Origin of the sequence: Rhodobacter maris (assembly GCF_900217815.1) — a bacterium.
Lineage (GTDB): Bacteria > Pseudomonadota > Alphaproteobacteria > Rhodobacterales > Rhodobacteraceae > Rhodobacter > Rhodobacter maris.
This window is the reverse complement of the sequence record NZ_OBMT01000005.1, coordinates 92,682-118,049: the sequence shown is the minus strand read 5'-3', so window position 1 is coordinate 118,049 and position 25,368 is coordinate 92,682. Positions and strand designations below refer to the sequence as shown.

Annotated in this window: 21 protein-coding genes; 15 read left to right on the top strand and 6 right to left on the bottom strand. The window is 64.7% G+C overall.

Annotated features, from left to right (window positions below; all coding sequences use genetic code 11):
* Positions 1-39: 39 nt before the first annotated feature.
* The 13 genes from dnaN to CRO22_RS09260 all read left to right on the top strand — a co-directional run bounded on the left by dnaN (position 40) and on the right by CRO22_RS09260 (position 15,137).
* Positions 40-1,158: a DNA polymerase III subunit beta gene (gene dnaN, locus CRO22_RS09320; protein ID WP_097069873.1), complete on the top strand. Its 1,119-nt coding sequence runs from the start codon at positions 40-42 to the stop codon at positions 1,156-1,158.
* Positions 1,155-2,225, top strand: a complete 1,071-nt coding sequence (gene recF / locus CRO22_RS09315; RefSeq protein ID WP_097069872.1) for a DNA replication/repair protein RecF — start codon at positions 1,155-1,157, stop codon at positions 2,223-2,225. The genes dnaN and recF overlap by 4 nt, the downstream gene beginning before the upstream one ends.
* Before the next feature lie 73 nt (positions 2,226-2,298).
* Positions 2,299-4,749 carry a DNA topoisomerase (ATP-hydrolyzing) subunit B gene (gene gyrB / locus CRO22_RS09310; protein WP_097069871.1) on the top strand — a complete coding sequence of 817 codons (2,451 nt, stop codon included), beginning with the start codon at positions 2,299-2,301 and terminating at the stop codon, positions 4,747-4,749.
* A gap of 24 nt (positions 4,750-4,773) precedes the next feature.
* Complete coding sequence (locus CRO22_RS09305) at positions 4,774-5,331, top strand: flavin reductase family protein (RefSeq protein WP_097069870.1); 558 nt, start codon at positions 4,774-4,776, stop codon at positions 5,329-5,331.
* Between the two features lie 88 nt (positions 5,332-5,419).
* The gene (locus tag CRO22_RS09300; RefSeq protein ID WP_097069869.1) at positions 5,420-6,271 is read left to right on the top strand and encodes a flagellar motor protein MotB; all 852 of its coding nucleotides are present in this window, start codon (positions 5,420-5,422) and stop codon (positions 6,269-6,271) included.
* A gap of 146 nt (positions 6,272-6,417) precedes the next feature.
* The gene (locus CRO22_RS09295) at positions 6,418-7,773 is read left to right on the top strand and encodes a flagellar hook protein FlgE (protein ID WP_097069868.1); all 1,356 of its coding nucleotides are present in this window, start codon (positions 6,418-6,420) and stop codon (positions 7,771-7,773) included.
* Between the two features lie 31 nt (positions 7,774-7,804).
* Complete coding sequence (flgK, locus tag CRO22_RS09290) at positions 7,805-9,250, top strand: flagellar hook-associated protein FlgK (RefSeq protein ID WP_097069867.1); 1,446 nt, start codon at positions 7,805-7,807, stop codon at positions 9,248-9,250.
* A gap of 1 nt (position 9,251) precedes the next feature.
* Positions 9,252-10,265 carry a flagellin gene (locus tag CRO22_RS09285; protein ID WP_097069866.1) on the top strand — a complete coding sequence of 338 codons (1,014 nt, stop codon included), beginning with the start codon at positions 9,252-9,254 and terminating at the stop codon, positions 10,263-10,265.
* Positions 10,262-11,371 (top strand): flagellar basal body P-ring protein FlgI, encoded by a 1,110-nt coding sequence (locus CRO22_RS09280; protein ID WP_176518602.1) that lies wholly within the window; start codon positions 10,262-10,264, stop codon positions 11,369-11,371. Before CRO22_RS09285 ends, CRO22_RS09280 begins: the two co-directional genes overlap by 4 nt.
* A gap of 109 nt (positions 11,372-11,480) precedes the next feature.
* Positions 11,481-12,143 (top strand): CerR family C-terminal domain-containing protein, encoded by a 663-nt coding sequence (locus CRO22_RS09275; protein ID WP_097069865.1) that lies wholly within the window; start codon positions 11,481-11,483, stop codon positions 12,141-12,143.
* A complete protein-coding gene (locus tag CRO22_RS09270; protein WP_097069864.1) occupies positions 12,140-13,087 on the top strand; it encodes an HlyD family secretion protein in 948 nt (315 codons plus the stop codon). The genes CRO22_RS09275 and CRO22_RS09270 overlap by 4 nt, the downstream gene beginning before the upstream one ends.
* Entirely contained in the window at positions 13,084-14,004 is a 921-nt protein-coding gene (locus CRO22_RS09265; protein WP_245860928.1) for an ABC transporter ATP-binding protein, read from the top strand. The genes CRO22_RS09270 and CRO22_RS09265 overlap by 4 nt, the downstream gene beginning before the upstream one ends.
* On the top strand, positions 14,001-15,137 hold the full coding sequence (locus CRO22_RS09260) for an ABC transporter permease (RefSeq protein WP_097069863.1): 1,137 nt from the start codon (positions 14,001-14,003) through the stop codon (positions 15,135-15,137). The genes CRO22_RS09265 and CRO22_RS09260 overlap by 4 nt, the downstream gene beginning before the upstream one ends.
* A 31-nt stretch (positions 15,138-15,168) precedes the next feature.
* Here the strand turns inward: CRO22_RS09260 and xylA are convergent, their stop codons facing one another.
* From xylA to xylF, 5 genes are all read right to left on the bottom strand, one after another.
* The gene (gene xylA, locus CRO22_RS09255) at positions 15,169-16,470 is read right to left on the bottom strand and encodes a xylose isomerase (protein WP_097069862.1); all 1,302 of its coding nucleotides are present in this window, start codon (positions 16,468-16,470) and stop codon (positions 15,169-15,171) included.
* The gene (xylB, locus tag CRO22_RS09250) at positions 16,467-17,903 is read right to left on the bottom strand and encodes a xylulokinase (RefSeq protein WP_097069861.1); all 1,437 of its coding nucleotides are present in this window, start codon (positions 17,901-17,903) and stop codon (positions 16,467-16,469) included. The genes xylA and xylB overlap by 4 nt, the downstream gene beginning before the upstream one ends.
* A complete protein-coding gene (locus CRO22_RS09245; RefSeq protein ID WP_097069860.1) occupies positions 17,903-18,664 on the bottom strand; it encodes an ATP-binding cassette domain-containing protein in 762 nt (253 codons plus the stop codon). Before CRO22_RS09245 ends, xylB begins: the two co-directional genes overlap by 1 nt.
* Complete coding sequence (locus CRO22_RS09240; protein WP_097069859.1) at positions 18,661-19,950, bottom strand: sugar ABC transporter permease; 1,290 nt, start codon at positions 19,948-19,950, stop codon at positions 18,661-18,663. The genes CRO22_RS09245 and CRO22_RS09240 overlap by 4 nt, the downstream gene beginning before the upstream one ends.
* A gap of 83 nt (positions 19,951-20,033) precedes the next feature.
* Positions 20,034-21,053, bottom strand: coding sequence for a D-xylose ABC transporter substrate-binding protein (gene xylF, locus CRO22_RS09235; protein WP_097069858.1), 1,020 nt, complete (start codon positions 21,051-21,053; stop codon positions 20,034-20,036).
* Between the two features lie 215 nt (positions 21,054-21,268).
* Here xylF and CRO22_RS09230 point away from each other — a divergent pair, with 215 nt between their 5' ends.
* Together CRO22_RS09230 and CRO22_RS09225 are read left to right on the top strand one after the other, a co-directional pair.
* On the top strand, positions 21,269-22,537 hold the full coding sequence (locus CRO22_RS09230) for an ROK family transcriptional regulator (protein ID WP_097069857.1): 1,269 nt from the start codon (positions 21,269-21,271) through the stop codon (positions 22,535-22,537).
* A complete protein-coding gene (locus CRO22_RS09225; protein ID WP_097069856.1) occupies positions 22,534-24,021 on the top strand; it encodes a CRTAC1 family protein in 1,488 nt (495 codons plus the stop codon). The genes CRO22_RS09230 and CRO22_RS09225 overlap by 4 nt, the downstream gene beginning before the upstream one ends.
* Here the strand turns inward: CRO22_RS09225 and CRO22_RS09220 are convergent.
* Positions 24,018-25,355, bottom strand: coding sequence for a cytochrome-c peroxidase (locus CRO22_RS09220; protein ID WP_097069855.1), 1,338 nt, complete (start codon positions 25,353-25,355; stop codon positions 24,018-24,020). The genes CRO22_RS09225 and CRO22_RS09220 overlap by 4 nt on opposite strands.
* Positions 25,356-25,368 lie beyond the last annotated feature (13 nt).

Below are 25,368 nucleotides of genomic sequence, written 5' to 3'. Positions count from 1 at the left end.
ATGTTACCGTGCCGACCCCGGCCCCGGTGAGGAATGGATATGAAGATCAGCATCGAACGCGCCGCCCTGCTGAAGGCGGTGGCTCAGGCCCAATCGGTTGTCGAACGGCGCAACACGATCCCGATCCTGGCCAATGTGCTGATCGAGGCGGAAGGAGCAACCGTGTCCTTCCGCGCCACCGATCTCGATATCGAGGTTGTCGACAAGGCGCCTGCGCAGGTCGAACGGGCGGGCGCGACCACGGTTTCGGCGGTGATGCTGCATGAAATCGTGCGCAAGCTCCCCGATGGCGCACTCGTGCAGCTGAGTGATGACCCCGCCGCGGGTCGGCTCTCGGTGATGGCGGGGCGCTCGAGCTTCAACCTTGCTACCCTGCCGAAAGAAGATTTTCCGGTGATGGCGAGCTCGGAATATACCGCCAATTTCGCCGCCAAGGCCGGCGTGCTCAAGCGCCTGTTCGACAAGTCGAAATTCGCGATCTCGACAGAGGAGACACGCTATTACCTCAACGGCGTCTACATGCATCTGGCGACCGGCGAGGATGGCGCGGTGCTGCGCTGCGTGGCGACCGATGGCCACCGGCTCGCCCGGATCGATGCGCCGCAGCCCGAAGGTGCTGCGGGCATGCCCGGCGTGATCGTGCCGCGCAAAACCGTGAACGAGCTGCGCAAGCTTCTGGATGACGACGAGGCGCAGATCGCCGTTTCCGTCTCCGAGACCAAGGTGCGCTTTGCCACGCCCGAGATCACGCTCACCTCAAAAGTGATCGACGGCACCTTCCCCGATTACACCCGCGTCATCCCAATGGGGAATGCGCGGCGTCTTGAGGTGGATGCGCAGGAATTCGCGAAAGCCGTGGACCGGGTGGCCACCGTCTCTTCCGAGCGCTCGCGCGCGGTGAAGCTGAGCCTTGATGAAGATCGGCTTGTGCTTTCGGTCAATGCCCCCGATGCCGGTGCGGCGGAAGAAGAACTGGCCGTGGCTTACGGCGACGAACGGCTCGAGATCGGCTTCAACGCCAAGTATCTGCTGGAAATCGCGAGCCAGGTGGACCGCGAAAACGCCGTCTTCCTGTTCAACTCCTCAGGTGATCCGACGCTGATGCGCGAAGGCAATGACACCTCCGCCGTCTATGTCGTGATGCCGATGCGCGTGTGAGCTTGCGCAGCCTGACGCTTTTGCAGTTCCGCTCGCATCGCCGGGCGGATCTTGCGTTTGATACCCGGCCCGTGGCGCTTTACGGGCCGAATGGCGCGGGCAAGACCTCGGTGCTGGAGGCGGTCTCGCTCCTTTCCCCGGGCCGGGGCCTGCGCCGCGCGAGTGCGGAAGAGCTGATCCGACGGCAAGAAGCCGTGGGATGGAAGCTGAAGGCCACCCTCTCCGACTATGAGATCGAGACCTCGGCCCTGCCGGGGCAAAGCCGGGAGGTGCGCATCGACGGCAAGGCCGCCTCGCAACTCGCGCTCGGGCGGCTTTTGCGCGTGCTCTGGCTGGTGCCGGCGATGGACCGGCTCTGGATCGAGGGCGCGGAAGGGCGGCGCCGCTTTCTCGACCGGATGGCGCTGAGCTTTTTTCCCGCTCATGCGGAGGCGGTGCTGGCTTATGAAAAAGCGATGCGCGAGCGCAACCGGCTTTTGAAGGATGATGTGCAGGACGGCGCCTGGTATCATGCGCTGGAAGGCCAGATGGCGGAGGCGGGCGCACAGATCCGCGTTCACCGCGCCGAGACGCTGACGAAGCTTGCTGCGGCGCAGGCCGGGGCCGCCACAGCCTTTCCGGCGGCGACGCTCGCGATCACCGGCGAGGGGCCCGAAGACCTCGCTGCGGCGCTCGCCGAGGGGCGGTGGCGGGACATGGCGGCGGGGCGCACGCTCACCGGGCCGCACCGGGCGGACCTGAGCGCGGTTTACGCCGAGAAAGACGCCCCGGCCGATCAATGCTCCACGGGTGAGCAAAAGGCGCTGCTGATTTCGCTTCTTCTGGCCAATGCCCGGGCGCTGGCAGGTGAAACGACGGTGCTTTTGCTCGATGAGGTGGCCGCCCATCTCGATGCGGCCCGCCGCGCCGCGCTTTATGACGAGATCTGCGCGCTGCCTGCGCAGGTGATGATGACCGGCACCGGGGCGGAGCTTTTCGAGGCGCTGGGAGAGCGGGCGCGCTACTGGGAAGTGACCGAAACCGCTGGCACCTCAGCGCTCGCGGAAACCGCGTTCCAGAACCGCTAAATATTGTGGCGAAGGCGTGACAAGGCGGCGCCGAAACCCTATAAATCGCCATCGACTTGCAGGATAGGCGCGGATGACCGACACCCCCAATAAAAAGACCGAATACAGCGCGGATTCCATCAAGGTTCTCAAGGGCCTGGAAGCGGTGCGCAAGCGCCCCGGCATGTATATCGGCGATACCGACGACGGCTCGGGCCTGCACCACATGGTCTATGAGGTCGTCGACAACGGGATCGACGAGGCGCTGGCGGGCCATGCCAATTACGTTGCCGTGAAAATTCACGCCGATAATTCGGTTTCGGTGCGCGACAATGGCCGCGGCATCCCGGTCGACATCCACCACGAAGAAGGCGTCTCCGCGGCCGAGGTCATCATGACCCAGCTTCATGCGGGCGGCAAATTCAACAACACCGACGACGACGGCAATGCCTACAAAGTCTCGGGCGGGCTGCATGGTGTGGGCGTCTCGGTGGTGAACGCGCTTTCCGACTGGCTCGAACTCAAGGTCTGGCGCAATGACAAGGTCTATTTCGCCCGGTTTGAAAAGGGCGAATGCGTCGAGCATGTGCGCGAGATCGGCGACGCGCCGGGCGACAAGGGCACCGAGGTGCGCTTCCTTGCCTCGGCGAAAACGCATGACCCGGAGGGCACCTTCTCCGACCTCGAATACAGCTTCAAGACGCTCGAGACCCGGCTGCGGGAACTCGCTTTCCTCAATTCCGGCGTGCGGATCATTCTTGAAGACGAGCGCCCCGCCGAGCCTCTGCGCAGCGAGCTGCATTACGAGGGCGGCGTGCGCGAATTCGTCAAATATCTCGACCGGTCAAAAACCCCGGTGATGCCCGAGCCGATCTACATGACCGGCGAGGTGCGCGGCATCGGTGTTGAAGTGGCGATGTGGTGGAACGACAGCTATCACGAGACGGTGCTGCCCTTCACCAACAACATCCCCCAGCGCGACGGCGGCACCCACCTTGCGGGCTTCCGCGGCGCGCTGACCCGCACGATCACGAAATATGCGCAAGACAGCGGCATCGCGAAGAAGGAGAAGGTCGACTTTACCGGCGACGATGCCCGCGAAGGGCTGACCTGCGTCTTGTCGGTGAAAGTGCCGGACCCGAAATTTTCCAGCCAGACCAAAGACAAGCTCGTTTCCTCCGAGGTGCGCCCCGCGGTCGAGAACCTCGTGAACGAGAAGCTCTCGGAATGGTTCGAGGAGCATCCCGCCGAGGCCAAGGGCATCGTTGGCAAGATCATCGAGGCGGCGCTCGCGCGCGAGGCGGCGCGCAAGGCGCGCGAGCTCACCCGGCGCAAGACCGCGATGGACGTCGCCTCCCTGCCCGGCAAGCTCGCGGATTGTCAGGAGAAAGACCCCGCGCTTTCGGAAATTTTCATCGTCGAAGGGGATTCGGCAGGTGGCTCCGCCAAGCAGGGGCGCGAGCGCAAAAACCAGGCCGTGCTGCCCTTGCGCGGCAAGATCCTCAACGTCGAGCGCGCGCGCTTTGACCGGATGCTCAGTTCCGAGATGATCGGCACGCTGATCACCGCACTCGGCACCGGCATTGGGCGCGACGAGTTCAACCTTGCCAAGCTGCGCTACCACAAGATCGTCATCATGACCGATGCGGATGTCGATGGCGCCCACATCCGCACGCTTTTGCTCACCTTCTTCTTCCGGCAGATGCCCGAGTTGATCGACGCGGGCCACCTCTTCATTGCCCAGCCGCCGCTTTACAAGGTCAGCCGCGGCAAGTCCGAGGTCTATCTGAAGGATCAAGCCGCGCTTGAGGAATATCTGATCACGCAAGGGGTTGAGGGTGCGATTTTGCGTCTTGGAGACGGCAGCGACATCATCGGCGCCGATCTCGCGCGGCTGGTGGAAGAGGCGCGGCAGATCCGCCGTATCCTCCATGCCTTCCCGACCCATTACCCCCACCGTATCCTTGAGCAGGTGGCGATCGCCGGCGCGCTGATCGCCGGCCGGGTCGATGCCGATGCCCAGGGTGTGGCCGATGCCGTGGCCAACCGGCTCGACCTTGTCGCGCTCGAATATGAGCGCGGCTGGTCCGGCCGGCCGACGCAGGACAAGGGGCTGCGGCTCGCGCGGATCCTGCGCGGGGTCGAGGAGGTGCGCACGCTCGACGGCCCGGTGCTGCGCTCGGGCGAGGCGCGCCGGCTCGGCCAGTTCACCGCGAGCCTGCGCGAAACCTATGCCACCCCCGCGCGGCTTGTGCGCAAGGACCGCGAGCAACTGATCTTCGGCCCGCTCGACCTTCTGGCGGCGATCCTGCAGGAGGGCGAGAAGGGGCTGACGCTGCAGCGCTACAAGGGGCTGGGCGAGATGAACCCGGAGCAGCTTTGGGAAACCACGCTCGACCCGGTGGCACGCACGCTGTTGCAAGTGCGCGTCGATGACGTGGCCGAGGCCGAAGATATCTTCTCGAAGCTGATGGGCGATGTGGTGGAACCGCGGCGCGACTTCATCCAGCAAAACGCGCTGAGCGTGGAAAACCTCGATTTCTGACACGGGCAGACCCCGGGAGGCAGGATGAGCGAGAGTGACAAGATCGAAGCCGCGGTGGAGCAGGCCGAAGCCGCGGCGGAGGGGCACCAGCCCGACCCGGCCGCGCCGCGGCTTCTGCGCGATGCTTTGGGGCGCTTTGCCACCGGTGTCACGGTGATCACCGCGCGCGAGCAAGGCAGCGGCGATCCGATCGGCATCACGGTGAATTCTTTCGCCTCGGTCTCGCTCGATCCGGCGCTGGTGCTGTGGTCGGCGGCGCGCTCCTCGATGCGGCATCGCCATTTTGCTGCCGCCCCCGCTTTTGCGATCCATGTGCTCGGCGCCGGGCAGACGGATCTTGCGAAACGATTTTCCACCTCTTCCGGGCCCGGTTTCGAGGGGCTGGAAGCCCGCCTCAACGCCCAGGCGGTGCCGTTGCTTGAGGGCTGCCTCGCCCGGTTCGAATGCGAAACCGAGGCGACCCATGAAGGCGGCGACCATACCATCATCATCGGCCGGGTCGCACGGTTCACGCTTGCGCATCAAGGTGCGCCGCTCTGCTTCTTCGCAGGCCGTTTCGGCGGTTTCACCCCCTCCGCCTGAGCCAGAGAACTCCTGCGGATTTTATCCGTTAAGTGCCCCTTAAGCCCCGGATGATACGCATTGTTTCGGGTGAATATGAGGTGGTGGAATGGGCTCGCGTGACAACGCGGCGCCAGTCATCATCAAGCGAAAGAAAGTCGTCGCGGGCGGCGGGCACCACGGTGGGGCGTGGAAGGTTGCCTATGCCGATTTCGTGACCGCCATGATGGCCTTCTTTCTGCTGATGTGGCTGCTGAACGCGACAACGGAAAAGCAACGCAAGGGGATTGCGGATTATTTCAATCCGACGATCCCGATCAACCGGGTCTCGGGAGGGGGCGAGGGCGCCTTCGGCGGAGATTCGGTGTTCTCGGAGGACCAGATCGCGCAGACCGGTACCGGTGCCTCGGGGCAGAGCCCGACGGCAGAGCGTCAGGCCCGCGGCGACAGCGGCATGGACAGCGCGGACACGGCAAAGGACAAGGCCGAATTCGAGCGCATCGCGAAGGAAATCGAGAAGGCGCTGCAGGGGATGGGCGGCGAATCGATGGTAAGCGAGCAGATGGCGCGCCACATCGTGACCAAGATCACCGACGAGGGGCTGATCGTGGAGTTCTTCGATCTGGAGAACGAGCCGCTTTTCACGCCCGAGACTGTCACGCCAGAGCCGCTCCTGCGCGAGATCGCAAAGATGCTGTCACGCGTGTTCGGGCTCGCCACCAACAGCGTGGCAATCAACGGCTTCACGCGTTCCTACCCGTCGATGCTGCGTGAGAACCCGGTCTGGGATCTCTCGAGCGCACGGGCGCAGGCGATGCGGCAACTGATGGAAGACGACGGTTTCGACCCCGCAAGGGTACAGCGCGTCTCCGGTTTCGCCGATCGCAAGCCCGCGGTCGAGGCGACGCTCTCGATCCGCAACAACCGGCTTGAGCTGATCCTTTTGCGCGACGGAAGGTAAGGCTGCCGCACCCCGGCCCCGATCAGGATCGGCGGCCGGGATAACGGCAAAGAAATCCCTGGCATTTTAGGTGTTAGGTCGATGTTAACGGCGCTGCTGCACTCTGGCCTTCGATCGAGGGACAAGCAGCAGAAAGGCGCCCCCCCATGTCCATCTCTTCTTCGCTCAACGCCGGTGTGGCTGGTCTCGCGGCCAATGCCACCCGCCTTGCGACGATTTCTGACAACATCGCCAACTCCGGCACTTATGGCTACAAGCGAGCCACGACCGATTTCGAGAGCATGGTGCTTGCCCAGTCGAGCGGCTCCGGCACCTATTCGGCGGGCGGCGTGCGCGCCTCCACCGGCCGACTGATCGACGAGCGCGGCTCGCTCGTCTCCACGTCGAACGCCATGGACCTCGCGATCTCGGGACGCGGCTTCCTGCCGGTGGCGACCACGGCGGGCCTCATCAACGGGCTGGACGCGCAACCGCTGCTGATGACCACCACGGGCTCCTTCAGCACCGACGCGGATGGCGTGCTGCGCACCGATTCGGGTCTCGTCCTGCTCGGCTGGGCGGCCAATGCCGATGGCACGATCCCGACCCAGCCGCGCGATACGACCGCCGGGCTCGAGCCGGTGGTGATCAACGCCAACCAGACGGCGGGCGACCCGACGACGGTGATGAACCTCGGCATCAACCTGCCCGCGACGGAAACCGAATCGACCGGCAGCGGCGAAAGCCTCACCTCGTCGGTTGAATATTTCGGCAACCTCGGCACCTCGAACACGCTTGAGATCACTTTCACGCCGACCGTTGCGGACCCCGACAACCCGGCAACCAACACCTGGACGATGACGATCGTCGATAACGCCACCACGACCGACCCGCTCGGCCTTGGCACGGGTGTTCTGGGCACCTACGAATTGACGTTCGACAATACCTCGACCAGCGGCGGCACACTTCTGACCGTGGTGGGCGACGACACGGGCTCGCTGCCGAGCCCGACCTATGACGCGGCAACCGGAAAGATCTCGCTCTCGGTCGCCGAAGGCCTGCAGGACATCGAGGTGACGATCGGCAAGATTGGCGACACCAATGGCCTGACCCAGCTCGCCACCGATTTCGCGCCGACCTCGATCAGCAAGGATGGCTCTCCGGTGGGCAGCCTCACCGGCGTGGAAATCGACGAGAACGGTTTCATCCTCGCCACTTATGACACCGGCTTCATCCGCACCGTCTACCAGATCCCGCTCGTCGATGTGGCGAATGCCAACGGCCTCAGCGCGCTCGACAACCAGACCTTCCAGGTCTCCTCGACTTCGGGCTCGTTCTACCTCTGGGATGCAGGCGACGGCCCGACCGGCTCGATCGAAGGCTACGCCCGCGAGGGTTCCGCGGTCGACGTGGCCGAAGAACTGACCAACTTGATCCAGACGCAGCGTGCCTATTCGTCGAACGCCAAGGTTATCCAGACCGTCGACGAAATGCTGCAAGAGACCACCAACATCAAACGCTGAGGCCGGAGCGGCCAGTGACAGGAGCTGAACGATGGGCATCAACAACGCCTTCAACAACGCAGTCTCCGGGCTGACCGCTTCCTCACGCAAAGCCGAGATCGTCTCGGCCAACGTGGCCAATGCGATGACCGAGGGCTACGCCCGCCGCGAACTGTCGATCAGCGCCGAAACACTCGGCGGCGATGGTGGCGGCGTGCGTATCCTCGGCGTCAACCGCATCGTCGATGCAACGCTTCTGCAAGACAAGCAGCTTGCCGATGCCGCCGCGGCCAATATCGATGTGAAAGTGGATTTCTTCGCCAATATCGAGGCGGAGATCGGCGATCCGACCGAGGCTGGTTCGCTCGGCCAGACGATTTCGGATTTCGAAAACGCGCTGCTCGAAGCCTCGAGCATGCCCGACAGCGTTGCGCGGCTGACCGCGACAGTGACCACCGCGCAATCGGTCGTCAGCAAGATCAACGCAATTTCCGACGAAATTCAGGCGTCCCGGCTCGAGGCGGACCATGCGATCGGCGAGCAGGTTGACCTGCTCAACGAATCGCTTGTGCGGATCGACGAGTTGAACCACGCGATCACGTCTCAGCTTTCCACCGGCCGCGATGCGAGCGCGCTGATGGACGAACGGCAGATGGTGCTCGACCAGATCGCCGAGATCGTTCCGATCAAGGTTGTCGACCGCGACAACAACCAGATCTCGATTTTCACCAAGAGCGGGGCGATCCTGCTCGACGGCTCTCCGAGCGAGATCGGTTTCAGCTCGTCAAGTGCCATGGATCCGGGCTGGACCCTCGAATCCGGCACGCTCTCCGGGCTGACGCTGAACGGCCAGCCGGTCTCCACCGCGGAAAGCGGCATGTTCGGCGGCGGCTCGCTGGCGGCCAATTTCGCGATCCGCGACGAACTCGCCCCCGAAGCGCAGGCCAATCTCGATGCGGTGGCGCGCGATCTGATGACACGGCTCGAAAGCGTGAGTGTCGACGATAACGGTGCCGGGCTCTTCACCGATGCCGGCGAAGCCTTCGATGCGGCCAACGAAACCGGTCTGGCGGGGCGGCTGCGCCTGAACGCGTCGGTCGATCCGAGTCAGGAAGACGGCGCGGTATGGCGCATTCGCGACGGCCTAGATGCCACTTCCGAGGGCGCCGTGGGCAATGCCACGCTCCTCAATGCGATCTCTGCCGCGCTGAGCGACGAGAGCGCACCGGCCTCGGGCAACATGGGCAGCACCCGACGGTCATTCTCGGGGCTCGCCGCGGGTTTTCTGTCGATCGTCGCCTCGGATCGGCAATCGGCGGAACTGACGCAAAGCTACACCAGCGCGCGCCAGGAATCGCTCAACGAGATGGTCCTGGGCCAGGGGGTCGACACCGATTACGAGCTGCAAAACCTGCTCGTGATCGAACAGGCCTATGCCGCAAATGCCAAGGTGATCTCCGCCATCGACTCCCTGTTGCAAGAAATTCTGGATCTCTGAGATGAAGTATGTTTCCGTCGGCGACATGGCGCAGACCTACACGATGCGCAACCACAACGCCCAGCTCAAAACCACGATGACCCGGCTCTCCGAGGAGCTGGTGACCGGCGTAGCCCAGGATGTCGGCGCGGCCGTCGGCGGCGATTTCACTGCGCTCGCCTCGATCACGCATTCGCTGCAGCGCATCGAATCTTACGATCAGGCAGCGAAAGAGATGGCGTTGAGCACCAGCACCCAGCAGACCGCGCTCGAGACGATCCAGACGCATGCGCAATCGGTTGGCTCGGAGCTTGTGGCCGCGGGCACGACCGGCGTCTCGACATCGGTCGACGCCACGCTGCAAGACGCCGCGTATCGGTTCTCCTCCATCGTCCAATCGCTCAACGTTTCGGTTTCGGGGCGATATCTGATGTCGGGGGTGGCCACCGATACCCGCCCCGTCGCCTCGGCCGACGATATTCTCGCGGCGTTGAAGGCCGAAACTTCCGGCATGACCACCGCGACCGAAATCATTGAGGCGGTTAACGACTGGTTCGATCAGCCCGAAGGCAGCGGGAGCGGCTTCCTCGACGAAGCCTATTTCGGTTCGACCACGGCGACCTCGGCGGTTGCGGTCTCGGAAACTGAATCCGCACAGCTGACCGTGACGGCCGCAGATCCGGCGATTCGCAACATGCTCAAAGGCTTTGCCCTTGCGGCGCTGGCAACCGACGACACGCTCTCGGAAACCGCCCGCGCCGCGCTGGCCTCTTCCGCCGGCGGCCAGATCATCAATGCCGAGAACGCGCTGACGACGACTCGCGCCAATCTGGGCTCGGTCGAAGAGTTGATCAGCGACGCGCAGACGCGCAACGCCAACCAGAAAACCGCGCTCAGCTTGGCGCAGCTCGATCTGATCGGCGTCGATGAATACGACACGGCCACCGCCCTCGAAGCCGTCGAGACACAACTCGAAACGCTCTACACCCTGACTTCGCGCCTGTCGCAACTGTCGCTGACGGATTACATCAGATGAAATCGCTGACCAGACTACTGCTTCTTCTCCTCGCGCTGATGGTGCCGACGCTCAGCCTCGCCGCACCGATCCGGATCAAGGATCTGGTGGAGTTCGACGGCGTGCGCGGCAACGACCTCGTGGGTTACGGGCTCGTGGTCGGCCTCAACGGCACGGGCGACGGCATCCGCAACGCGCCCTTTACCGAAGAGATCATGGCCAACATCCTCGAAAGGCTCGGCGTTAACGTTAACGGAGAGCAATTCCGGCCGAAAAACGTCGCCGCGGTCATGGTCACGGCCACGCTGCCTGCCTTTGCCCGCGCGGGGGGCAAGATCGACGTCACCGTTTCGGCCATCGGCGATGCCAAGAGCCTGCTCGGCGGCACGCTGATCATGACGCCGATGAACGCCGCCGACGGTGAGATCTATGCGGTTGCGCAGGGGGCGGTGATCGCGGGCGGTGTCTCCGCCCAGGGTCAGGCCGCTTCGGTGGTGCAGGGCGTGCCGACCTCGGGGATGATCCCTTCGGGCGCGCATATCGAACGCGAGATCGGTTTCGAGCTCAACAGCCTCTCCTCGATCCGGCTGGCGCTGCGCGAGCCCGATTTCACCACCGCAGGACGGATCGAAAAGGCGATCAACTCCGAATTCGGCAAGCGAATCGCCTCGATGGAAGATTCGGGCACGGTGACGGTGAATATCGGCGCGGCGGGGATGCGCTCGGCCGCCCATGTGCTCGGTCGGCTCGAAAACCTTGATGTCGAGCCCGAACAGCGCGCCCGCGTGGTGGTGGACCAGCGTTCCGGCACGATTGTCATGGGCGAGGACGTGCGGATTTCGCGCGTCGCCGTGAGCCAGGGCAACCTGACGCTGCGCGTGCAGGAAGCGCCGCTCGTTGTGCAACCCAACCCGTTTGCGCGCGGCGAGACCGTGGTGGTGCCCCGGACCCAGGCCTCGATCCAGCAGGGCCCCGGCATCAAAATGGCCGAAGTGCCCGAAACCAGCTCGCTTTCCGATGTGGTCGCCGGGTTGAATGCGCTTGGCGTCAGCCCGCGCGACATGATCGACATTCTGAAAAGCATCAATGCCGCGGGCGCGCTGCACGCCGAATTCGTGGTGAACTGAGCCCACCCGCAGGAGCTTTTGCGCCGATCCGGCTCCGGCCGGATCGGTTTCGTTTGCCGCAAAGCGCCATCACGCTTGACTTGATCAAACGTTTGATTGAATTTGCGGCATGATCGAGCAAACCCACTCCATCCCCCTCGACGATCCCGGCACCGCCGGGGCGCTGTTGCGCGCCGCCATCGCCTGCTTCGGCCAGAAAGGCTTTGGCGCCACTTCGACGCGCGAGATTGCCGCCGCGGCGCAGACCAATGTCGCCTCCATCGCCTATCATTTCGGCTCCAAGGAAGGCTTGCGGCAGGCCTGCGCGCAGGCCTTTGCCGCGCATATGAGCGCCTTGCTCGCGCTTGATGCCCTGCCCGAACCTGAAACCCCCGCGGCCGCCGAAGCGCTGATCCTTGCCATCGTCGAGCGCTTCGCCGCGCATATGGTGGCCGATCACGCGATGCAGCCGCTCGTCGCCTTCATCCTGCGCGAAGTGGCCGAGGGCGGCGCCGGGCTCGACATCTTCTATGAGCGGCTCGTGGGCCCCGCGCATGGGCGGCTCTGCCGGATCTGGCAGGCGGCCACCGGCGCCCCCGCCGAAGCGCCCGAAACCCGGCTGATGATCTTCAGCGCGCTTGGCCAGATCCTTTATTTCCGCATCGGCGCGCCGGTGGTGAAGCGCCGCATGGGCTGGGCCGAAATCGGCCCTGCAGAAGCCGAAGCCATCGTGAAGATCCTGAAGTCAAATATCTCCGCGCTGATCGCGCTGGACCGGAGGACCCCGGCATGAGCCTTTGTTCGCTGCCGTTGATCGCGTCGCTGTTCACCGCTTGCGCCACCCCGGCCACGCTTGGCACCGGTTATGTCGAGGGGGAACACCGTGCGCTGGCTCCGGTCGCGGTGGCCGAGGTGAAAAGCCTTGCGGTAACGCGGGGCGAGCGGGTTGCGGCGGGTGCCGTGCTCGCGCGGCAGGAAGACCGCGACGCGCAGATTGCGCTCGACCAGGCCAGCGCGGCGCTGGCGCAGGCCGAAAGCCAGCTTGCCGATCTCAAGGAAGGCAAGCGGCCGGAAGAGATCCGGGTGATGGAGGCCGCGCGCTCCTCAGCGCAAGCGAAGCTCGCCGAGGCCGAGCGCACGGCTGCGCGCACCTCGGCGCTGGCCGCTCGCGGCACGGCCACCAAAGCCGACAGCGATGATGCCGAAACCGCGCTCAATGTTGCCCGTGCAAGTCTTGCAGAGGCGGAGGCGAACCTTGCCGTTGCGGCCCTGCCCGCCCGCCCGGCCGAAATCGCCGCGGCCGAGGCTTCGGTGCGCGGGGCGCGTGCCGATCTGGCCCGGGCCGAATGGGCGCTTGGCAAGCGCACCCTGACCGCCCCGACTGACGGGGTGATTTCAGACCTGCTCCTTTACCCCGGCGAAATGGCCGGACCCAGCGCGCCGGTGCTCACATTGCTCCCGGATGCGGCCGTGACGCTGCGCCTTTATGTCGATGAGGCAGACATCGCCTCAATCCGGCCCGGCACGAAGCTCGCCGTCCAATGCGACGGCTGCGCCCCGGGGCTGCGCGCCGAGGTGAGCTATATTGCCGAGGGGCCGGAATTCACGCCGCCGGTGATCTATTCGCTGCAGAACCGGCAAAAGCTCGTCTATCTGGTCGAGGCACGCCCGATAGGCGCGGCCGCGCTCAAGCCCGGCCAGATCGTCGATGTCACCCGCGCCGAGGCGGCGCCGTGAGTGCCCCGCCCGCTATCACCGTCACCGATCTGGTGAAGGTCTATGGCAGCCGCACCGTGGTCGATCACGTCTCGATGGAGGTCGCGCCGGGCGAGATCGTCGGCTTCCTCGGCCCGAACGGCTCGGGGAAAACAACGACAATCCGCATGATGTGCGGGTTGCTCACCCCCGATGGCGGCAGCGGCAAAGTGCTCGGCCATGACATTTTGCGCGCCCAGCGCGCGATCAAGCGCGAGGTGGGTTACATGACCCAGCGCTTCAGCTTTTACGAAGACCTGACAATCGAGGAGAACCTGCGCTTTGTCGCGGGGGTTTACGGGCTGGAAAAGGGCGCGGTGGCGCAGGCGCTCGCGGACCTTGGCCTAACGTCGCGCAAACACCAGCTTGCGGGCGCGCTTTCGGGCGGCTGGAAGCAACGCCTCGCGCTTGCCGCCTGCATCATGCACCGCCCGAAGCTCTTGATGCTCGACGAACCCACCGCCGGCGTCGACCCGAAGGCGCGGCGTGACTTCTGGGACGAAATTCACGAGCGCGCGGCGGAGGGGCTGACCGTGCTTGTCTCCACCCATTACATGGATGAGGCCGAGCGCTGCCACCGCATCAATTACATCTCCTACGGGCGGCTGATCAGCCATGGCACGGTGGCGGAAGTGGTGGCGCATGCCGGGCTGACCACGGTGATCTTGCGCGGCGGAGACATCGTGGCGGCGCAAAAGCGGCTCAGAGGCCAGCCCGGCGTGGATCAGGTCGCCCCCTATGGCACCGATCTGCATGTGATCGGCGCCAATGGCGCGGCACTAAGGCGCGCGGCCGAAGCCGTGGCGGCGGAGACCGGCGCCCGGCTCATTCCCGCCGAGACCGGGCTTGAGGATGTGTTCATCCAGCTCATGGGCGCTGCGCAGGACAACATGTCATGAGCCGGTTTTTGTCATTCCGCCGCCTTTTCTCCATCATCGCCAAGGAGGCGGTGCAGATGCGCCGCGACCGGATCACCTTTGCGATGATGCTGGGCGTGCCGCTGATGCAGCTTTTCCTGTTCGGCTTTGCCATCAACAGCGACCCCAAGGGCCTGCCCGCCGCGCTTGTCGCCACGCCCGAAGACCGTTTCGCCCGCGCCATGGTGAGCGCGCTGGAGGTGACGGGTTACTACCGCTTCACCCACCCCTACGTTTCCGCCGCCGAGGGAGAGGCGCTGATCACGCGGGGCGAGGTGAGCTTCGTCGTCACCCTACCCACCGATTTCGGCGCCAAGGTGTTGCGCGGCGACAGCCCGCAGATCCTGATCGAGGCGGATGCGAGTGACCCCGCCGTTGCTTCGGGCGCGATTTCCACCCTCGGCACGCTCGCCCGGCAGGCGCTCACCCGCGAGGCGGGCACAGAGGCGGAAACGCAAGCACAACAAGCCCGCCAGGTCGATGTGGTCGTGCATCGCCGCTACAACCCGGAGGGCATCACGCAATACAACATCGTCCCCGGCCTTCTGGGCGTGATCTTGCAAATGACGATGGTGATGATGACGGCGATGGCGCTCACCCGCGAGACCGAGCGCGGCACGATGGAAAACCTGCTCTCCATGCCGGTGACGCCGATCGAAGTGATGCTGGGCAAGGTGCTGCCCTATTTCGTCGTTGGCGCGGTACAGGTGCTCGTTGTGCTCACTGCGGCCAAGCTGCTTTTCGGCGTGCCCTTCGTCGGCAGCCTCGGGCTGTTGCTTCTGGGCGTGCTGATCTTCGTGATGGCGCTTGTGGTTTTGGGCTATGTGTTCTCGACGCTCGCGCGCACGCAGATGCAGGCGATGCAGCTCACCTTCTTTTTCTTCCTGCCCTCGATCATGCTCTCGGGCTTCATGTTCCCGTTTCGGGGCATGCCCACCTGGGCGCAATGGATCGGCGAGGCGCTGCCGCTCACGCATTTTTTGCGCCTCGTGCGGGCGGTGATGCTGAAAGGCGCGGGGGTTACGGACGTGGCGCAACCGCTCATCATCCTCACCGGCTTTGCGCTTGCCTTCTCGGCGCTGGCGCTGAGCCGGTTCCGCCAGACGCTGGATTGAAAGGGCCGCCTCGCGGCGGCCCGATCCTGCTTCAGACGAAGCGGTTCCAGAGGTTTTCGAGCCGTTCCTGCCGGCCAGAGCGCGGCTCGGGGTTGATCCCTTTCTCGCGCACCATCGCCTCGATGCTGGCGAGATCGGAGCCGAGCATCGCTTTTGCCTCGGCCGTCTCCCAGCCGGCATAACGCGCGCGCCGCTGCGCCTCGAGCCCGCCATCTTCCAGGGCCGCCGCCGCGGCCTTGAGCGCGCGGGCGCAGACATCCATCGCCCCCACATGGGCGAGGATCAGGTCTTCCGGGTCGAGCGACTGGCGGCGGATTTTCGCGTCGAAGTTCGTGCCGCCGGTGGTGAAGCCCCCCGCACGCAGCACCTCGTAATAGGCACGCGCCATCTCCGGCACGGAATCGGGGAACTGGTCGGTATCCCAGCCGGATTGGTAATCGTTGCGGTTCATGTCGATCGAGCCGAAGATACCAAGCGAGGCCGCCAGCGCCAGCTCATGTTCGAAGCTGTGACCGGCCAAAATCGCATGGCCCTGTTCGATATTCACCTTCACCTCGCCCTCAAGCCCGAACCGCTTGAGGAAGCCGTAGACGGTCGCCACATCGTAATCATATTGATGCTTGGAGGGCTCCTGCGGCTTCGGCTCGATCAGGATCGCGCCCTTGAAACCGATCTTGTGCTTGTACTCGACCACCATCTGCAAAAACCGCCCGGCATGTTCAGCCTCTTGCGTCAGGTCGGTGTTGAGCAGTGTCTCATAGCCCTCGCGCCCGCCCCAGAGCACATAGTTCTGCCCGCCAAGCTGCAGCGTCGCATCCATGCAGGTTTTCACCGTTGCCGCCGACCAGGCAAACACCTCCGGGTCCGGGTTGGTCGCCGCGCCAGACATGAAGCGGCGATGGCTGAACAGGTTCGCCGTGCCCCAAAGGAGCTTCGTGTTCGAGCCCGTCATCTTCTCGCCGATGTAATCGACGATGGTTTTCAAGTTGCGGGTGTTTTCGGCAAAATCCTTCCCCTCGGGGCGGATGTCGGCATCATGAAAGCAGAAGAACGGCGCCTGCAGAATGTCGAACATCTCGAACGCGACATCGGCCTTGAGCTTCGCCAGATCGAGCGTGTCGCCAAACCACGGGCGCTGCAAGGTCTGCCCGCCAAACGGGTCGCCCCCCGGCCAGGCAAAGCTGTGCCACCATGCAATCGCAAAGCGCAGATGTTCTGCCAGCGTCTTGCCCGCCACGACCTCTTCGGGGTTGTAGTGGCGGAAGGCGAACTCGTTCGTCGTCTGCGGCCCCTCGTAGCGGATCTGGGGGATACCCTTGAAGAAATCGGTCATGTCAGTCCTCGGATTGCGGCCTGCGCCGCACGGTAGCGGGCATGGCCTTCGTCAAATGCCGCCTCAAGTGCCCGATCAGGCTCTATCACGGCAGAAATTGCGGGCGGATGGGCGATCTCTTCCCCCGCCCCGGTGGCGGCCATCAGGCCAAGCCGGGCCGCGCCGAAGGCGCCGCCAAAATCCCCCGCCACGGGCAGGGAAACGGGCGTGCCGAGCGCGGTGGCGATCATCGCGCACCAAAGGCGCGAGTTCGACCCACCGCCCACGGCCAACAGGCTCTCGATCCTGGTGCCGGTGGCGGCCAGCGCATCGCGGCAATCGCGAATGGCAAAGCTAACGCCCTCAAGCACGGCGCGCGTGGCCGCCGCGCGGTCGGTTGCATGCGCAAGCCCGATGAAGGCGCCGCGGATCGCGGCATCGTTGAGCGGCGTGCGCTCGCCCCCCAGATAGGGCAGAAACAGGGTCTTTTCTGGCCCTTTGAGCGGGCCCAGATCCGCCGTCAGATCCTGCGCGCTGGTGCCCGTCAGGCGGGCAAACCAGTTCAGCGCATCGGTGGCGGCGAGGATCACGCCCATCTGATGCCAGCGTCCGGGGAGCGCATGGCAAAAGGTGTGCACGGCGGTTTCAGGGTCCGGCTGATAACCATCGTTGGCGGCAAAGAGCACGCCCGAGGTGCCAAGGCTGACAAAAGCCTGCCCTGCTTTCACCACGCCAACCCCGATGCCCGAGGCGGCATTGTCACCGCCGCCGCCCGCGACCACCACCCCCGCCGGCATGCCAAAGCGCTGCGCAAGCTCGGGCCGGATCTGCCCCGAAACCTCGGAGCCCTCCACCAGCCGCGGCATCTGCGCGCGCTGCATGCCGGAGGCGGTGAGCAGCGCCTCTGACCAGTCGCGCTTGCCGGTGTCGAGCCAGCTTGTTCCGGCGGCATCAGACATCTCCGCCACATGTTCGCCGGTAAGCCAGAGCCGCAGATAATCCTTGGGCAAAAGCACCTTCGCCACGCGCGCAAACACGCCGGGCTCATGGCGCGCAAGCCAGACGAGCTTGGGCGCAGTAAAGCCCGGAAACACGATATTGCCCGAAAGCGCACGCACACCGGGCATCGCATCCAGCTCTGCCGCCTCGGCATGCGCGCGCGTGTCGTTCCACAAGATACAGGGGCGCAGCACGTCATCGGCGCCATCGAGCAACACCGCCCCGTGCATCTGCCCCGAGAGCCCGATGCCCCTGAGCCCGCCAAGCCCAGCCCCCGCAAGCTGGCTCAGCACCTTCTCGGCGGCGCCGATCCAGTCAGCCGGGGCCTGTTCCGACCACCCCTGCTGCGGGCGGGCAACCGAAAGGGGCGCGGTGGCCTCGGCCAACACCTCCTGATCCTCATTGATCAAAATCCCCTTGAGGCCGGAGGTGCCCAGATCGAGGCCGAGATACATCAAACCATCCCCCGATCCGGCGTCTTGCCAAGGATGATCATGCCGAGGATGTCTTCATCCGTGACCTGTTTCACATCGACCGTGCCGACAAGCTGGCCGTTCTTCATCACCGAGGCGCGGTCGCACAGCTTCATGACGTTGTGGATGTCATGCTCGATCAGGAAGATGCCGAGGCCCTGCGCTTTCAGCTCCTCGATCAGCTCCGCGACCATCTGCGTTTCATGCGGACCCAGAGCCGCAGTCGGCTCATCCATGATCAGGATCTTGGCATTGAAATAGACCGCGCGCGCAATCGCCACCGATTGCCGCTGCCCGCCCGAGAGCGCCTTCACCGGCTCCTTGAATTTGCGGAAATTGGGGTTGAGACGGCCCATGATCTTGCGCGTCTCGGCCTCCATCTGCGCATCGTCCACAAAGCCCAGGGGCGTCACCAGTTCGCGGCCCAAAAACAGGTTCGAGGCGGCGTCGAGGTTATCGGCGAGCGCAAGGGTCTGGTAGATCGTCTCGATATTGTAACGGCGCGCATCGCGCGGATTGCGGATCTCGGCCTTTTCGCCGTTGATGTAGATCGCGCCGCTGTCCATCTGATAGGCGCCCGAGAGGCATTTGATCAGCGTGGATTTGCCCGCACCATTGTGGCCCAGAAGCCCGACCACCTCGCCCGGATGAAGGTCGATCGTGACGTGATCGACCGCCTTGATCCCGCCGAAGGCGATCGAGATGTCGCGCAGCTCGACGAGCGGTTTGCCTTGTCGCGTCATACCTTTTCTCCCGTCCGCTTGCGGTACTGAATGTCGATCCAGACCGCGAGGACGAGCACGCCGCCCACAACGATGTTCTGGAACGGCGCATCCACGCCCACCATGGCCATGCCCGATTGCAGCGATTGCATGATGATCGCGCCGAGCACCGCGCCATAGATCGTGCCGACGCCGCCAGCGAGCGCGGTGCCGCCAATCACGGCGGCCGCAATCACGCGCAGCTCATCCAGCGTGCCGATGTCATTGGTGTGGTTGGCAAGCCGCGCCTGCGCCACCATCGCCGAAATCGCGCAGAGCACACCCATCAGCATGAAGATCTTCACCGTCAGCATGCGGGTGTTGATGCCCGAAAGCTCGGCCGCATCGGGATTGCCGCCGGCCGCAAAGACATAGCGCCCAAAGCGGGTGCGGCGTGCAATCAGCGTCATCGCCACGGCAATGAGGATCAGCAACAAGACCGAGATCGGCAGACCATAATAATCGACATAGCCCACGGGCATGGTCTCGCCCGCCGCCTCGAACTGGCGTTTGAGCCGCCCGATCGGGATCTCGTAGCTGTTCAGGATCGCGACAAGGCCCATGATCGCGCCCACCGCAATCACCATCATCGCCCCTTCGGCCCAGAGCGGTTTGACCGGGAATTCATGCCGGATCTTGGCCTGCCGCCCGCGCCAGAGCGCGAAAACCGCAAGAACGGAGAAGAGCGCGCCAAGCCCCCAGGAAATGGCCGAACCCATCGTGCCCTCGACACCGCCAAAAAGCCGGAAGGTCTGGTCAAGCGGGCCGAGCGTCTGGCCATCGGTCAGATACCAGCCGACGTTGCGCCAGATCAGCAACCCCCCCAGCGTGACGATGAAGGCCGGAATGCGCTGATAACCGACAAGCCAGCCGTTGAAGGCGCCGATCACTGCGCCGGTGACAAGCCCGCCCAGCACCGTGAGCGGCATGATCGCCGGATGGCCGAGCCCGAAATAGGCTGGCAGAAGCTGCACCTGCAGCACGCCCATCACCGCCGAGCAGATCGCCAGCACCGCGCCCACCGACAGGTCGATATGGCGGGTGACGATCACGAAGACCATCCCCGTCGCCATGATCGCCACCGAAACAGTCTGGATCGCGAGATTGAAGATGTTGCGCGCGGTCAGAAACCGCCCGTCGGTGATCAGGTTGAAAACGAGGCAGATCACGACGAAGGCGCCGATCATGCCCAGAAGACGCGTGTCGAGCTCAAGCGATTGCATGAGCGAGCGCTTCGGGGCCGCCTCCTGCGGAGCGGGGGTATGCATGGGAGCATCCTTTAACGGGTCAAGCGGCGGCGCCCGCAGGCACCGCCGGGAGGGCGGCCCCGCAGAGCCGCCCGTTCGTCACATCAGTTGCAGGGCGCCGGGCCGTTCGTCACGCCCTGGCAAAGCGTGTCTTTCGGGATCCAGCCCGCATCGACGACCACGTCGAGATTGTCTTTGGTGATCGGCACCGGGGCGAGGAACTTCGCCGTCATCTTGGTGCCCGCAGGCGAGGTCCATTCCGTCGCGCCTTCGATCGACTTCATATCGGTACCCCCGGCGAGCGCGAGCGCGATTTCCGCGGCGGCCTTGCCCAGCTCGCGCGAGTCCTTCCAGACCGAAACCGTCTGCGTGCCAAGCGCCACCCGGTTCAGCGCTGCGAAATCAGCATCTTGTCCCGAAACCGGAACCACCATGCCCTGTGCCGAAAGCGCCGCCACGGCGCCGCCCGCGGTGCCATCGTTCGAAGCCACCACCGCGTCGACATGGTTGTCGTTCGCGGTCAGGATCTGTTCCATGTTGCGCTGCGCATTCGCCGGCAGCCAGCCATCGGTATAGGCCTCGCCAACGATCTTGATATCGCCCGCGTCAATCGCTGCCTGCAGCACCTCCTGTTGCCCGCCGCGCAGGAAATCGGCGTTCGGATCGGTGGGCGAGCCCTTGATCATCACGTAATTGCCCTTCGGCGCCAGCGCATAAACGGCGCGCGCCTGCATCCGCCCCACCTCGACGTTGTCAAACGTCAGATAAAAGGCGCGGGGGTCTTCGATCAGACGGTCATAGGCGATGACCGGAATGCCTTCATCCGCCGCCGCCTGCACCGCCGGGCCAATCGCCGCAGTGTCCTGCGCCAGCACGATCAGCGCATCGACGCCCTGCGCCATCAGCGATTCGATATCGGAGAGTTGCTTGGCCGAAGACGATTGCGCATCCGCCGAAACATAGGTGGCGCCCGCCGCTTCGAGCGCCGACTTGATCGCCGCCTCATCGGTTTTCCAGCGCTCTTCCTGGAAGTTCGACCAGGACACGCCGACCGTCATATCTGCAAAAGCCGTGGTGGTCAGGCCTGCCGTCAGCGCGACGGCGGCCAGAAGAATTTTATACATGTGCTCCTCCCAGAGTTTGGCCCGAGGGCCCCCGACGGATTCGTCGGAATGAGCGCAGGATGAGCCTGTTAATTTTAGTTGTCAAAATAAAATTGGCCAGCAACAATGGAAAACAAGCGAGGAACCGGCCACATTTGCCGCAACGCGGCGAAATTTGCCGCTCCGCTGCGATGGTGATGCGTTTTTTTGTTAAGTCGACGAACGAAAGAGACGGGATGAGACAGATCGCACCTATCGGACGGGCCTCCGTCGGCTGCGGGCCGCTGATCCAGCCGCTCACCGACACGGCCCGCCCCCTGCGCCAGCAAATCTTTGAGCGCGTGCGCGCGGCGGGGCAGATGGCGCGGGTGCAATTGGCCAAGGAGCTTTGCATTTCGCCCGCCTCCGTTACCACGATCACCTCCGAACTGATCGACGCTGGCCTGCTGGAAGCGGTGGAGACCCTGCGCGAGGGCGAGGGCGGGCGCGGCCGCCCCGCTGTGGCGCTGCGCGTGCGGCCCAACACCCGCCTTGTCGTCGGCATCAAGCTTTCAGACCGCGAACATACCGCTGTGCTGGTCGATTTTGCGGGCACCATGCTCGCGGGCGAGGCGATCCCGCGCGACCCGGGGCCGATGGCGCTTGATGCCATTCTGGATGCCGCCGAACGGCTTCTGGACCGCGTTTGCACTCGCGCGGGCGTCGCGCGTGAGGCGGTGGAGGCGGTCGGGCTCGGCGTGCCGGGGTTTGTCGACTGCGACTCGGGCGTGGTGCATTGGTCCCCGGTGCTTTTGCACCGTCACGTGGCCTTGCAGGCCGCATTGCGCGCCCGCCTTGGCCGGACCGTCTTTGTGGATAACGACGCCAACCTCGTGACCTTGGCCGAGCTCTGGTTTGGCGCCGGGCGCAGGCTCTCCGACTTCGCGGTCGTCACCATCGAGCATGGCGTGGGCATGGGCTTTGTCATCAACCACCGCATCTATCGTGGCTCGCGTGGCATGGGCATGGAGCTTGGTCACACCAAGGTGCAGCTCGACGGCGCGCTTTGCCGCTGTGGCCAGCGCGGCTGCCTTGAGGCTTACGTGGCCGATTATGCGCTGGTGCGCGAGGCGCAAACGGCGCTGAACCTGCCCCTGGGCGAGATGCAATCGGTGGGCGTGATGCTCGAGAGCCTGTTCGATCACGCCAAGGCCGGCAATGCCGCGGCGCGCTCGATCTTCCGGCGCGCCGGGCGGTATCTGGCGGTCGGGCTCTCGAATATCGTCAACCTGTTCGACCCGGAGCTGATCATCCTCTCGGGCGAGCGGATGCGTTACGATTACCTCTATGCCTCCGAAACCCTCGCCGAGATGCATGCGATGATGCTCGACACCGGCCGCGACGCGCCGCAGATCGAAACCCATGCTTGGGGCGATCTCCTTTGGGCGCATGGTGCGGCTGCGCTGGCACTGCATGAGTTGACCGAGCAATTGCTTGGCCCGAGCCGGGAGTTGGCGGCAGAATGAAACGGCTCGCGCTCTGCCTTATCGCGTTTCCGGCTTGTGCAGAGCCGCTTTTTGTCGATGACGCAGCGGGCCTGCCGCATCCGCAAATCTATGCTGGCGGGTGGGAGCATTTTGTGGGCGGCGGCGTCGCCGTGCTCGATTGTAACGCAGACGGGCGGCCAGATCTTTTTGCCGCGGGGGGCGCCAACCCGGCAGCGCTCTTCATCAACCGGTCTGAACGGGGGGGCGCCTTGCGCTTTGATCAAGGCGATATAGAGCCTGTTTTGGCCGTGACCGGCGCCTATCCGCTCGATATCGACGGTGACGGAACCCTCGATCTTGCCGTGCTGCGCGCCGGGCCCAACCAGCTCTGGCGGGGCCTGGGCAATTGCCGGTTCGAAGAGGCCACCGAGGATTGGGGCCTGCCCACCCGTTACGACTGGACCACCTCCTTCACCGTAACATGGGAGAAGGGGCATGATTTCCCCACGCTTTTCTTTGGAAATTACGTGGACCGCGCCAATGCCGACGGGCCTTTCGAAGCCTGCGATAAAAGCGCGCTCTTCCGCCCGGACGGCAAAAAATACGGCGCAATAGAGCCTATTTCTCCGGGCTATTGCGCGCTCTCGGCGCTGATCAGCGATTGGCAGCGCAGCGGCACGCCGGAGCTGCGGATCTCCAACGACCGGCATTATTACGTGCGCGGCGGCTATGAACAGATGTTCCGCCTGAACCCGCTTGCCGAGCGGGAAGACTGGCCGCATGTCTCGCTCTGGGGCATGGGGATCGCGAGCCGCGACCTCACCGGCGACGGGCTTCCCGAAGTGATGATGACCTCAATGGGCGACCAGCTTTTGCAGATCAATCGCGGCGATCACTACGAGAATGCGCCCTATAGTCTCGGCACCTATGCGCAGCGACCGTTTTCCGGCGACGACGGGCGGCCCTCAACCGGCTGGGCTCCGGTCTTTGGCGATGTGGACAACGACGGGCGCGTCGATCTTTTCATTGCCAAGGGCAATGTCGACCAGATGCCCTCAAATGCCTCGCATGACCCGAACAACCTGTTGATGCAGGGGGAGGACGGCACCTTCCATGAAGCGGCCGCGCAGGCCGGGGTCGCCAGCACCGCACGCGCGCGCGGCGCGGCACTTGTTGACCTCAACGCAGACGGGCGGCTCGATCTCGTGGTGATGAACCGGCGCGTAGCGATGGAAATCTGGCGCAATGCAACCGAAAAAACCGGCCATTGGGCCGAAATAGAGCCTTTTCAGAAGGCGCCGAACACCCGCGCCATCGGCGCCTGGGTGGAGCTGCGCGCGGGCGCGCATTCCGAGGCACAGGAGGTCACGGTGGGCGGCGGGCATGCAGGCGGCACGGCAGGGCCTGTGCATTTCGGGCTCGGCACCGCAACAGAAGCGGAGGTGCGGGTGATCTGGCCCGATGGCATTGCCGGACCGTGGCAGACCGTGCCGCTCGACGCGGTGACCCGGATCGCGCGCTAACGCTCCACCGGCAACCCGCTCGGCACGGTTTCGGGAATACCAAGGCGCCCCTTGAGCGCGACCGGGTCCGAGAGCGTTGCCAGAAACGCCATCAGCGCCGCCACATCTGCGGGGCGCAGCGCTTGGCCCGGCCCTGCTGCAGCGCGGATCGCCGCCAGATCATCGGGTGTCTCCATCTCGGCCCAATCGGGCTTTGTCTTTGGCAGATCGGGCAGCACAGCTTGCGCCCGGTCATAGCCCGCCAAGGCGTCCCCGCGCCGCGCATGATCGGCGAGGAAGGTCGCCAGATCGCGGTGGCTTCCCGCATGCCCCCATGGGCCGGTTTCCATCACATTGCGCAGGCTGGGGGTGCGGAAGGCAAACATGTCTTCCGCATGCCCCGTCACGCGAAACCGCCCCTCGTCGCGCGAATGGCGCTCGAACCGCTCCGCTTTGCCGGGGCCAAGCTGCGGCGCTCCCATCGCATGAAAGCCCTGATCGCTCAAGAGCGGGCCGGAATGGCACATTGAGCACCCCGCGGCGCCGTAGAAGAGATCCGCACCCGCCGCCGCCTCCGGTGCAAAAGCCGCCTCGCCGCGCAGAACCGCATCAAAAGGGCTCGTATCCGAACGCCACTCGAAGGCGACGAACTGAGCGATGGCGTTTGAGATATCGGTGAAGGCAAGCGGCCTTCCTGCGGCGATCTCAGGATAGGCGTTCTCGAAGGCCGCCTGATAAGCCGGGACCGCCGCAACTCGCGCCGAAATCCGGCTCCAGGCGCCATTCTCGCCGGTGATGAAGCCCGAGCGCACCGCCTTCGCCACCTCGTTTTCGTTGTAATGCCCCGCCATCTCATCGGGAGAAAGCACCGGAAACATCGTCTGCGCCGAAAGCACCGAGGCGAAGCCCGTCACCATCTCCTCATCCATCGGTGTGCGCATCCCCGAGGGGCGGCTCGGATCGACCCCGATCCGGCCATCGTGAAAGAGATGGGTCACCTCCCGCGCACCAAGGTTGAACAGCGCGGGCGAGTTGCGCGGAATGCGTTGCTCGGGCGTGTTTTCCGCCGTGACATGGCGGGCCGCCCCAAGGTCCACCGCCCCCTCGCCAAGCCCGAGGCTGAGCCCGTCAGAGGTGCCAAAGCGCGGATGGTGGCAGCCCGCGCAGGAAATGTTGCGGTTGCCCGAGAGGATCGGGTCGTAAAAGAGAAGCTGGCCCAGCCGCGCCTCTTCCATGTTCACTGGGAAGAAATCCGCCTCCGTCAAGGGCGGCGGCAGAGCCTGCGCCTGCGCCCCGCTGGCCATAAATAGCAGCAGCAGTGCCTGTCTAGCTGCCGATGAAACCGCTGTGCCCATCCCTGACGCTCCC

Excerpts from the sequence above, each read along its gene's own strand:
- dnaN (WP_097069873.1), top strand. The coding sequence starts at position 40 with ATGAAGATCAGCATCGAACGCGCCGCCCTGCTGAAGGCGGTGGCTCAG.
- gyrB (WP_097069871.1), top strand. The coding sequence starts at position 2,299 with ATGACCGACACCCCCAATAAAAAGACCGAATACAGCGCGGATTCCATC.
- CRO22_RS09305 (WP_097069870.1), top strand. The coding sequence starts at position 4,774 with ATGAGCGAGAGTGACAAGATCGAAGCCGCGGTGGAGCAGGCCGAAGCC.
- CRO22_RS09300 (WP_097069869.1), top strand. The coding sequence starts at position 5,420 with ATGGGCTCGCGTGACAACGCGGCGCCAGTCATCATCAAGCGAAAGAAA.
- CRO22_RS09295 (WP_097069868.1), top strand. The coding sequence starts at position 6,418 with ATGTCCATCTCTTCTTCGCTCAACGCCGGTGTGGCTGGTCTCGCGGCC.
- flgK (WP_097069867.1), top strand. The coding sequence starts at position 7,805 with ATGGGCATCAACAACGCCTTCAACAACGCAGTCTCCGGGCTGACCGCT.
- CRO22_RS09285 (WP_097069866.1), top strand. The coding sequence starts at position 9,252 with ATGAAGTATGTTTCCGTCGGCGACATGGCGCAGACCTACACGATGCGC.
- CRO22_RS09280 (WP_176518602.1), top strand. The coding sequence starts at position 10,262 with ATGAAATCGCTGACCAGACTACTGCTTCTTCTCCTCGCGCTGATGGTG.
- CRO22_RS09275 (WP_097069865.1), top strand. The coding sequence starts at position 11,481 with ATGATCGAGCAAACCCACTCCATCCCCCTCGACGATCCCGGCACCGCC.
- CRO22_RS09270 (WP_097069864.1), top strand. The coding sequence starts at position 12,140 with ATGAGCCTTTGTTCGCTGCCGTTGATCGCGTCGCTGTTCACCGCTTGC.
- CRO22_RS09260 (WP_097069863.1), top strand. The coding sequence starts at position 14,001 with ATGAGCCGGTTTTTGTCATTCCGCCGCCTTTTCTCCATCATCGCCAAG.
- xylA (WP_097069862.1), bottom strand. The coding sequence starts at position 16,470 with ATGACCGATTTCTTCAAGGGTATCCCCCAGATCCGCTACGAGGGGCCG.
- xylB (WP_097069861.1), bottom strand. The coding sequence starts at position 17,903 with ATGTATCTCGGCCTCGATCTGGGCACCTCCGGCCTCAAGGGGATTTTG.
- CRO22_RS09245 (WP_097069860.1), bottom strand. The coding sequence starts at position 18,664 with ATGACGCGACAAGGCAAACCGCTCGTCGAGCTGCGCGACATCTCGATC.
- CRO22_RS09240 (WP_097069859.1), bottom strand. The coding sequence starts at position 19,950 with ATGCATACCCCCGCTCCGCAGGAGGCGGCCCCGAAGCGCTCGCTCATG.
- xylF (WP_097069858.1), bottom strand. The coding sequence starts at position 21,053 with ATGTATAAAATTCTTCTGGCCGCCGTCGCGCTGACGGCAGGCCTGACC.
- CRO22_RS09230 (WP_097069857.1), top strand. The coding sequence starts at position 21,269 with ATGAGACAGATCGCACCTATCGGACGGGCCTCCGTCGGCTGCGGGCCG.
- CRO22_RS09225 (WP_097069856.1), top strand. The coding sequence starts at position 22,534 with ATGAAACGGCTCGCGCTCTGCCTTATCGCGTTTCCGGCTTGTGCAGAG.
- CRO22_RS09220 (WP_097069855.1), bottom strand. The coding sequence starts at position 25,355 with ATGGGCACAGCGGTTTCATCGGCAGCTAGACAGGCACTGCTGCTGCTA.